Genomic DNA, 9919 nt, shown 5'->3' with positions numbered 1-9919 from the left:
CTCGGACGTTGAGCCTTTTTACTCGAACGTTGAGCCTTTTAGCTCGGACGTTGAGGTTATGAGGCCGAAACTTTAAGTTTTAACAATTGCGAATTGCGAATTGCGAATTGCGAATTGCGAATTGCTTTAACTCTCCCCCTCATCCTTTTTCATAGAGTACTAAACTAGTAGGTTGCAATTTCACTTCTTGGCCCACAGACAGATGTTCAGCAGCTTCAGAACCATGCCCAAACCATGAGGTATCAGCAGAGTCTAACAATTTATTAGCATTTTGCTTAAACGGCAAATTCACTGTCACGGGAGACGAATTGAAATTCATCGCAAATATTAGTTCACTTGATTCGCACCAACGACGCACAACAACCAACTGCTTGTCTTCATCGCTAGTCGCTTGGATGGAGTTGCGGTCTTTATTAAAAAGTGCTGGATGCGTCTTGCGTAAATTAATTAACTGACGATACCAATCCCACAGAACTTTGTGCTTACCTTCATTGCGTAATTCCCAATTGAGTTTAGACTTTAGGAAAGTTTCTGCCGATTCGGGATCTGGGGGATCATTTGCATAGTGGAATGCTTCAAATTCTTGTTTGCGTCCGGCTCGAACTGCTTGAATTAAATCTAAATCGGAGTGGCTGACAAAGTAAATGAAGGGTGCTGTTTCGCCGTATTCTTCTCCCATGAACAACAGGGGTAAGTTGGGTGACAGTAGCACAGCGCCAGCAGCTAACTTTAATCCCTCAAAAGAGATGCGCTGGCTGAGGCGTTCTCCTTTCATTTGATTGCCGATTTGATCGTGATTCTGAATACAGATTGTAAATTGTGATAAAGGGCGATCGCGGCAAGATACGCCATGAAATCTCTTGCGGTGTGGTGCGTACTTCCAATCGTAGACAAAAGTATCTTCATAAGCTTTTGCCAGATCAGCACATTGCCCAAAATCTTGATAATATCCTTGGCGATCGCCTGTCAATAGTGCGTGCAATGAATGGTGAAAATCATCACTCCACTGGGCATCGAGTCCATATCCACCCAATTCTACCGGCCGAATTATTTGCGGATTATTCAAGTCACTTTCGGCAATTAGATGGCGTTTCCATTTCTGTCCTTGTTGTGAAAAATGATGAACTGCTTCCGCCAGTTCCCACAGAAAATGCTTCGCCCCCAAGTCGTAAATCGCTTGAATGGCATCCAGCCGCAATGCATCTATGTGGAACTCGCGCAACCAGTAAAGCGCATTTTCGATAAAATAATTTCGCACACCCTGACTATGGGCATCGTCAAAATTCAGCGCTTCGCCCCACGGCGTTTTATAGGTTTTAGTAAAGTAGGGCGCGAACTGACTCATATAGTTGCCTTCTGGCCCAAAGTGGTTATACACCACATCCAGGACTACGGCAATTCCGTGTTGGTGGCAAGCATTTACTAGTTGCTTCAGATCGGCTGGGCTACCGTAGGAATTTTGGACAGCATAAGGGTAAACGCCGTCATAACCCCAGTTGCGGTATGCAAGAGTTGCTTCAATATGAGTGTCTCCCGGAAACTGGGAGATGGGCATAATTTCAATAGCGTTAATTCCCAGTTCTTTTAAATGCGGTAAGCGGGGAATAATGGCGGTGAAAGTTCCTTCGGGCGTGAATGTTCCAACATGGAGTTCGTAGAAAATCATCGACTCCACAGGAATCCCAGTCCACCCTTCATCAGTCCAATCAAAGTGTTGATCGACAATTTGAGACGGCCCATGCACCCCTTCAGGTTGATACTGCGAGGCTGGATCGGCAAAGGTGTCTTGCCCATTTAAGACATACCGATAAAGCGTACCTGGATACACATCGCTGACTTTCGTGTGCCAGTATCCCTCAGACTGAGGCTTGAGGGGAATTAACTGCTGTTCTGGCGTCAAAATTTTTACCGTGACGCCATCTAATAGCGGAGACCAAACTGTAAACTCACACTCTCCGTTACCCAAGTAGTTAGCACCAATTCTCACGCAGTATCCTCCCATCAGTTCCAGTTTGTTGTGCCGAATTATGGCGCAATCGCAAATGTCATTGATTGCACAATGTTTACAAACACGCCAGATAGCATAATGGTTGGTCTACCAGACTTTTTGCTAGCACCTGGAGGCGGATTTTTTACGAGAATAAATTCAGTCTAATGATAAATTCGGTTGTGAAGGAGGCAGGGCAATAAGGTTTAATTAAGGTTTTTTGATGACAATTTTAGATCACAAATCCGCGATAAATCGCCTGATTATTGTAGAGACGGCGATTCATCGCGTCTTGTCTTAATTGCAGTTCCCATCAACACAGTATGCTGATTGATATGTATTAGAACGCTTACCAAATATGGTGTAGCGATTATCGCGGATTTGTTCGTAAAAGCGATCGCCTGCCCATTTCATCCCCGGTAAGGCTCGATAAGCGTCTACAAATATACTTCCTGCTGGCAATAACCGCCCAATTTCTTCAGCCGCGTTACTACCTTGCCAACGTCTCTGAGGTTCATTACCATCAATTAAAATCATTCCCTGTTCACAGTCTTGAGCTGTAATTCCCCACTGTAAAAGTGTTTGCTCATCTTGCATAGGACTGTAGCGAAACAGCTTTCCTTGGTCTAAGGTTTCTAGCAATTGCACTAGGGTAACGCAGAGATTACAATTCCCGTCGTAGATTACGTAGTAATTCATAAAAATAATTGACTTGTTGGATGTGTATAAATACAACTTTGGTATTCTAGCTTAGAAAATCGTGGCGATCGCTCTTGCCTCACTAAAGCAGTGCTAAATTTGGCAAGTTGAAGAAGAATTCAGAAGTCAGAATGGGCTAAACCCTAGCTATCCGCTAACAGGAGCAAAGCCGGAGACGCTCCTTTCAGCTTATCCCGAACTCAGCTTAGTATTAGTTTGGGTACGCACTCAAAGCAGCGTGATTATTCCGATCATTATGGCAGGTAAATTAACGCAGTTTCAAGATAACTTAGCTTCTTTTAGATGTCAGCCTCTCGCCAGAACATCTGCAACTTTTAAATCAAGTGAGTCAAATTGAACTGGGTTTTCCCCATGACTTTTTGCAGAATAATGTAATTCGCGATGCCTGCGGCGGGCTGCGCCTACGCCTTTTTGTGGCACATTAAGTACCATAGGAAACTACCGTATTTAACTAAGAGTAATAAACTTTAACATATTCAGACATTAATTCAATCCATCGTCAGAGAGTTTCGGACAGCGAAGCAATTCTGTAAAGTTGGGTTTAAAAGGCATTAACAACGAAGAATCATGAGCGACAACAGCATTACATCACGTTTGTACCCTAGCCGCATTGACATTCCCGCCGAAGCGCGAGTGCAAATCGTGGTACTTCTCAACCAAACTTTGGCAGCTACTTCTGATCTGAAAACCCAAGCAAAGCAAGCGCACTGGAATGTTAAAGGTACTGACTTTTACCAGTTACACTTATTATTTGATGAACTTGCTGGGGAATTAGAAGGATACATCGATATGGTAGCTGAACGCGTCACAGCTTTAGGCGGATACGCTTTTGGAACAGCCCGCGCCGCAGCTAGTAATTCAATTTTGCCAGAATATCCCTTAGATATTTTGGATGGTAAAGATCATGTAACAGCCTTGTCAGATCGTTATGCATTTTATGCTAAACATCTCCGGGAAGCGATCGCTAAAACTGATGAATTAGGGGATGCTGATACCGCCGACCTTTACACCGAAATTTCCCGCACCATTGACAAACGACTCTGGTTCTTAGAAGCTCATCTGCAAGTAGCAGAAATTAAGGCAGAGAATGGTAAAGCGGGTACTACTAAAACTCAAAAGATCCCTGCTGGCGTAAAATAAGCACTTCTGAGAAAAGTAGCCTTTCGTAAATTTAATAGTATCTTTTTGGTAAGTACGTCACTTTTAAGTGCGTACTTTTCTTTTATATGTATATCCTTTACTATTGAAATAGTTCAAAACTAGGTCGAAAAATTCAAAAGTATCTTCGACAAGTGATATCTCAAGATTAATACTTTAACTTGAATAAGTTATTAGCTTACTGCAAAAGTATGCTAATTCCATTCTGATTCTTAACTCTTGTACAGACACGATTTATCGCGTCTCTTCTACGATTCATCGCGTCTCTAAATACTCATTAACAACGAGGTAAATATATGTCTCAAAATACAATTAGCCATCTAATTCATGATAGAAACGCCCGAGGTCATGCCAAAATGGGCTGGCTCGATAGTTATCACACATTTTCCTTCGGTAGTTTTTACGATCCGAACCGTATGGGATTTCGTTCTCTGCGGGTGATTAACGACGATCGCATCGCCCCTGGTGCTGGATTCCCTACCCACTCTCATCGTGATATGGAAATCCTCACTTATGTCTTAGAAGGTGCTGTAGAGCATAAAGACAGTTTGGGTACAGGGTCGGTGATTCGTCCCGGTGATGCACAGATTATGAGCGCTGGTACTGGAATCAGTCACAGTGAATTTAATCCTTCGCCAACTGAACCCCTCCACTTGCTACAAATCTGGATTCTTCCCGATGAAGAAGGATTAGCGCCAAGATATGAACAAAAAGCTTTTCCTCTGGAAGAAAAGCGTGGCAAACTCCGCTTAATTGCTGCTAAAGATGGGCGCGATGGAGCCGTGACAATTCACCAAGATGTTGAGTTATACACATCTGTTTTAGAGTCAGGTGATGTTGTTAATTATCAAGTCAAACGCGATCGCTACGCCTGGTTACAAATAGCGCAAGGCATAGTTAACTTGAATGGCGAGGAACTCAGAGCAGGCGATGGTGTGCAAATCAACGGCGAAGAACAGCTAGAAATTAGCACTAACATCGGCGGCGAAATCTTGCTTTTCGATTTAGGTTAATTTTAAGTCTGTAAGGTAAGCATTCTAAGCCCAAAATCCCCGGTTTCTTTCAGGAGCCGGGGATCTTGTGTCTACGAGGTTGACCGCTTTAGAGTAATCCATTGCTAAAGTTGCTTTTATATTTGGCCTCTAATAAACAAATATTAGAGCGGAAGCAAGTGACCAGAAAACACGGCAAATTTTTCTTGAGCAAAAGCTATTTTGTCTTGAAGCCCGGAAAGTTTTGGCAAAGTGCTATTGATCGCTTCTAATCGTGGTATTAAACCCTCTCGATTGGCAATTTGAATCGAAAGTCCAGGACGCGCATTGATTTCTAATAAAAGCGGCCCTTTTTCGCGATCAATAACGATATCAACCCCAAGATAGCCAAACTCGGTTTTATCGCCTAACTTCGCAGCCATTTCTAAAATAGTTTGCCAATGAGGGATATGGCGATCGCATAATGAATGTCCCGTTTCAGGATGATTGTCAATATAGCGGTTGTTTTGAATCCCAGCCAAAGTCCTGCCAGTCGCTAGATCAATCCCAACGCCAACGCCACCTCTGTGTAAATTTGCCTTGCCGTCGGAAGCTCGCGTTGGCAGGCGCAACATTGCCATTGCCGGTACCCCTCGGTAGACAATTATCCGAATATCGGGGACACCTTGATAAGCAATTTCATCAAAGATCGGATCGAACTGTACGGCGTATTCAATAATGGCGACATCGCTGTTGCCTCCTAATGAAAACATCCCGCTAAGAATGTTGTAAATGTGATACTGTAAGTCTTCCGCTTTGAGAATAGAATCATTTGCTTTGCGATAGCCTTCATTTGTCACATCTTTAATCACTACGATGCCATCCCCACCGCTCCCCCTTGCTGGTTTGACCACAAAGGCTTTGTGTCCACCAACAAGGTTTGATAGTGTCTTTACTTCATTTTGAAAAGTAATAACACCATAAGTTTCTGGAACTTGTACGCCAATACTTTGAGCAATTTTTTTGCTTTCTAGTTTAGAGTCGGCAAGACGATAAATCCGACGCGGATTAGTAGGGAAAATATAGTCTAAGTTACGAGCGTTAATTCCTAAGATGCCGGAACGCTTGAGTGAAAATGGAAACATCGCAGCTACACCTTTGTTTGTTTCAACTGCTTCTGGAGCGACATAAAGCGGAAATATTCAATGAGCTTGTAGCCGTTGTAGCGTCCCACCAAGATATTTATTCCTAAAACCACTAGCAACAGTTCTGGGAAGACGAATACCCAATGTTCTACATAGTCGTTAATCATGCAAAAATACCCGATAACGGCGGCTAAAACCGTACTGAATCCGGCAATTATAGTTTCCTTTGCACCATTTTCTTCCCACATCATTGATGCCCGTTCAATCGTCATTGCAAGGATAACAATCGGGAATAAAGACACAGATAAACCCAGATTGAGATTGAGGCTTTCCATGACAATTGCTAGTAAACCTACCACTAAGACAGTTGCAGTTAAAATTGCGGCGAGTCGAGGCACGATTAAAAGCTGCAATTTATTTAAATAGCCACGAAACAAAAGCCCGATAATTACTACTAGAACGAATAGCGGGATGCCAGTAAATAATCCAGTTTGCCGAAAAGCGAGAGAAATGAGGATCGGCGTAAATGTACCGAAGGTTTTCAACCCGATCATCTGATGCAAAATGGAGATAATCAATGCACCAATGGGGATGAGGACAAGTATCTGAAAGACTCGCTGACTTGCTAGGGGCAGACTAAGAAAAGAATATTCGATAAAGGGATTGGTAACTCTTCTACCGCGCCAAACGGCTCGTGTTAGTCCATTGTCGGTATTAGGTTGAACGACGACTTCTAAATCGACGTTGTTAGCTCCTTGGGCTTGTAGAACCCGATCTGAACCGTACCACCAAGTTAAATAGCGATCTTGCTCTTTAAAAGTGCGGTCAAGGGGATCGAAAGCCAGCCAGCGTTCGCCCGATCGCACCTCCAGCCATTCAATAAAATCAGTCGAATAAACTTCATCACTTCTCAAATAAATGCCATTGCCCACTCTTGCCGGAACATTAGCTCTACTCAACAAAAATGCTGCTATTTGTGGGGTCGATTCTTCTTTTCTCAGGTTTCTAGTAATAGTCTGAATCCGAATGTCATCTGTCTGGAGAGCTAGTTGATAGATTTTTTTGGCAAAAGAGAGGCGATCGCTTGACTGCTTTTTAGCTTCTCTCAAAAGTGAGTCGATCTCAGCAGTGGGCAAATTTTCCGCCAAATTGTCTTGAACTCTCTCGGTATTTTCGCCAAACCTAACCAGTTCTTTATCTACCAGCCGTCGTCCTGAAATTGGTACTTTTTCGCTGCCAGGATCAACGTTACTTTGCCGACGAATAATAGCTCGATAAAAGAGAGTTTTATTACTGTCAACTGAGTCTTCTTTAGTAAAGACTGCCACTCGGTTTGCTGAATCTTTTAACGTCTGGACTTGGCGAGTAAATCCTCCATTCAGAAAATCTTCCTTAACAATTTCGTAGCGTTGGGAATCTTGGGGAAGATGAAACTTAATATTAGTAGGTAAATCTTCGTCATCTGAAAACGGTGAGGGTTACGAATCTAGCGATAGCTTTGCCTCAACGTACCAACTACTGAAAGCTTGATTGGGTAAAAACGGCACATCGGAAGCAGTCAGCTTGTGGACAAAAATGGCTAAACCGATCGCCGCTAAAAACAAGGCGAGAAGTAAGGCATAAAAAGTACGCTTCACTGCTGCGCCTCCTGGGTTGGACAGGATGGATTTTTAGTAAATGTCTGGGATGAATCAACAACTAATTTGGCTTTTTCGAGCATATTGCGTCCGATTAAGACTGGATAGTTGAAATCGTCGCGATCGGCAAGGTTTACCTCTTCCTCAATCCACCGACCCGCCACACAGATTTTCATGCGTACTACCGGGCGACGAATATAGTCAGATTGGCGACTTTCAATACGAACCCACCGCACGATAGGCAGTTCAAAAGTCTGTTTAACTCCATCTCCATCACTAAAGCGGAACTTAATCATGCCGCCGGATTCAGTTTCTTTATCTGGCTGTTCTAAAATCTCGGCATTAATCGAGGTAGTCGTTGCACCTGTATCTAGCTTGACTTTCACCTCTTTTTCAACACCAGCAATTTTTCCCTTTTCTATCCAGCCAACAGTTTGAGTCTGTTGTTGCGCCGAGTCAGTAGCTTTAGTTTCTTGTAAAGTGCATCCCGCTCCAGACAACAGGCTGATGGAAATTACCACCCAAATTTTTTTAAGTGTACTTGGTGTAAACCAATCGAATCCAATCGTTATAGGTAGCAAATATTTACTATAGACCGGACTCTATGCCCATAAATAATATATTTCGTTACAGTTATAATCAAATCATTCTAAAGGTTGATTTGACGAGTTTTTTGGAAAAACAATCTGAAATTGTTGCTTAGAAGACAAAAACTAATGTTTGTTATATTTACCCTTACTACTCATTTTTTGTTGTTGGGGGTTGGCAAGCTTCTTTTTTCAGATTCAACTTTGCCCAGTCCAAGTAAAGGGTAGTCCATAAATACTTAATGGCTTAATTTATATATTAAAGTGCAGATATGTTTGATATTAAGCATTGGAGAATCGATATCTAAAAGCCAATTTCCATCAAAAAACTCAAAATTTTCATCGTAAACAAGAACCAAATCATCAATTCTTGAGTGTTATGATTTTGTTTTTGTGTGACATCAACAGCATCGATTATGAATACGCGCCACCGCATTCTGAACGTAAGGATAAAACTTGGAATGAAAGTGTTGCTTCTGAACGCATCACCAAGCACAATGTTGGCTACAGCTACGAAGTTGAACAAACCCCAGCAGGAGATTAGCTAGGAGTGCGATGGCGTACCCGCCCGTCGTAGGCGATCGCAAAACGAATTTGACTACAATCCTTAGAAAGAGTAGCAATAATCTAATGTCTAAAAAGTCCGATTCTCAGTTCCAAAATCTCTTTAGTTCACCCAAATCAACCAACTGGGACGAAAGATTAGCCCAAATAGCCTATCGCTTTAACCGAGAGTATCAACGTGAAACCTTTGAACTCCCAGCAGAAGTACAGGCGATGCCGATATTTGGCGAGTGGATTGGAGGTAGTTTTTCGGGGAGAATTGCTTCTCCTTTTTGGGAAATTGCTGAACCTAAAAAGAACCAGCACTGTTTAGATATAGGCTGTGGTATCAGCTTTTTAATTTATCCTTGGCGGGATTGGCAAGCATTTTTTCATGGACAAGAAATCAGTAATGTGGCACGCGATACCCTTAATTCTCGTGGGCCGCAGTTGAATTCCAAGCTATTCAAAGGTGTTGAGTTGGGAGCAGCCCATCAGTTAAACTACTCATCAGAGCAGTTTGACCTAGCGATCGCAACAGGATTCAGCTGCTATTTTCCAATGGAATATTGGGATGCTGTATTAGCAGAAGTCAAGCGGGTGTTAAAACCAGGTGGACATTTTGTGTTTGACGTTCTCAACCCAGAACAGCCTTTAGCAGAAGATTGGGCAGTTCTGGAAACCTATTTGGGGGCTGAGGTGTTTTTAGAGCCTTTGGCTAAATGGGAAAAAACCATTAAAGCGGCTGGTGCTAAAGTTGTAACCCATAAATCAGGGGAATTATTCGAGTTATATAAAGTGCGGTTTTAAAAATATATTAGTCAGGGATAAGTGGACTTGATGGATCTAAAGAAGTTGTAAAAACAAAATAAATTACCCCAGATCCAAGAATCATGATAGCGAGACTGAACAGCAACACCCATCGGTCTGTTGGTTCATAAGTATCCTCTTCGATATTACGACGGACTGCGAAATAGTGTGCTGTTTATTTAGGAATCCAGTTTGATTAATGAAAACTTTTTCAGACAAAGACCCTGCATAATCAAGATTTTAAATCACGTCTCTTGAAACCTGGAGTTCTTTCCCTCATCCTCCAACCCCTTCTGCCAGATTTGAAAGCAGGGTGGTTTCATACAAACAGAGAAAAATGACAATACTTATGGGAGGCGAT

11 protein-coding genes and 1 pseudogene are annotated in these 9919 nt (G+C 42.5%); 4 read left to right on the top strand and 8 right to left on the bottom strand.

Translation table 11 applies throughout. The features are described 5' to 3' along the window. Positions 1–139: 139 nt before the first annotated feature. The 3 genes from treZ to VB740_RS32115 all read right to left on the bottom strand — a co-directional run bounded on the left by treZ (position 140) and on the right by VB740_RS32115 (position 3139). Positions 140–1987, bottom strand: a complete 1848-nt coding sequence (treZ, locus tag VB740_RS32125; RefSeq protein WP_323203874.1) for a malto-oligosyltrehalose trehalohydrolase — start codon at positions 1985–1987, stop codon at positions 140–142. Between the two features lie 297 nt (positions 1988–2284). After that, complete coding sequence (locus VB740_RS32120) at positions 2285–2686, bottom strand: thiol-disulfide oxidoreductase DCC family protein (protein ID WP_323203873.1); 402 nt, start codon at positions 2684–2686, stop codon at positions 2285–2287. Between the two features lie 306 nt (positions 2687–2992). Continuing rightward, on the bottom strand, positions 2993–3139 hold the full coding sequence (locus VB740_RS32115; RefSeq protein WP_323203872.1) for a hypothetical protein: 147 nt from the start codon (positions 3137–3139) through the stop codon (positions 2993–2995). Positions 3140–3274: 135 nt separating this feature from the next. Between VB740_RS32115 and dps the strand changes: the two genes are divergently transcribed. Both dps and VB740_RS32105 read left to right on the top strand, forming a co-directional pair. Then, on the top strand, positions 3275–3847 hold the full coding sequence (gene dps / locus VB740_RS32110; RefSeq protein WP_323203871.1) for a DNA starvation/stationary phase protection protein Dps: 573 nt from the start codon (positions 3275–3277) through the stop codon (positions 3845–3847). 314 nt (positions 3848–4161) lie between these two features. Next, positions 4162–4878, top strand: a complete 717-nt coding sequence (locus VB740_RS32105) for a pirin family protein (protein WP_323203870.1) — start codon at positions 4162–4164, stop codon at positions 4876–4878. A 143-nt stretch (positions 4879–5021) separates the two neighbouring features. Here VB740_RS32105 and VB740_RS32100 read toward each other — a convergent pair whose 3' ends face one another. From VB740_RS32100 to VB740_RS32080, 5 genes and pseudogenes are all read right to left on the bottom strand, one after another. Next, positions 5022–5981, bottom strand: a complete 960-nt coding sequence (locus tag VB740_RS32100; protein ID WP_323203869.1) for an alpha-L-glutamate ligase-like protein — start codon at positions 5979–5981, stop codon at positions 5022–5024. A 5-nt stretch (positions 5982–5986) separates the two neighbouring features. Continuing rightward, complete coding sequence (locus VB740_RS32095) at positions 5987–6982, bottom strand: 7TM domain-containing protein (RefSeq protein WP_416291063.1); 996 nt, start codon at positions 6980–6982, stop codon at positions 5987–5989. Positions 6983–6997: 15 nt separating this feature from the next. After that, positions 6998–7423 (bottom strand): annotated as a pseudogene (locus tag VB740_RS32090) (UUP1 family membrane protein); the annotation flags it as partial. A 36-nt stretch (positions 7424–7459) separates the two neighbouring features. Continuing rightward, positions 7460–7618 (bottom strand): hypothetical protein, encoded by a 159-nt coding sequence (locus VB740_RS32085; RefSeq protein WP_323203868.1) that lies wholly within the window; start codon positions 7616–7618, stop codon positions 7460–7462. After that, entirely contained in the window at positions 7615–8139 is a 525-nt protein-coding gene (locus VB740_RS32080) for an ATP-dependent zinc protease (protein ID WP_323203867.1), read from the bottom strand. The genes VB740_RS32085 and VB740_RS32080 overlap by 4 nt, the downstream gene beginning before the upstream one ends. Positions 8140–8494: 355 nt before the next feature. On the opposite strand from VB740_RS32080, the gene VB740_RS32075 reads away from it, so the two are divergent. Beyond that, on the top strand, positions 8495–8749 hold the full coding sequence (locus VB740_RS32075; protein WP_323203866.1) for a hypothetical protein: 255 nt from the start codon (positions 8495–8497) through the stop codon (positions 8747–8749). A gap of 86 nt (positions 8750–8835) precedes the next feature. Then, positions 8836–9558: a class I SAM-dependent methyltransferase gene (locus tag VB740_RS32070; RefSeq protein ID WP_323203865.1), complete on the top strand. Its 723-nt coding sequence runs from the start codon at positions 8836–8838 to the stop codon at positions 9556–9558. Positions 9559–9919 lie beyond the last annotated feature (361 nt).

The organism is Nostoc sp. UHCC 0251 (assembly GCF_034932245.1).
Taxonomy (GTDB): Bacteria; Cyanobacteriota; Cyanobacteriia; order Cyanobacteriales; family Nostocaceae; genus Nostoc.
This window is presented reverse-complemented; position numbering and strand designations above follow the sequence as displayed.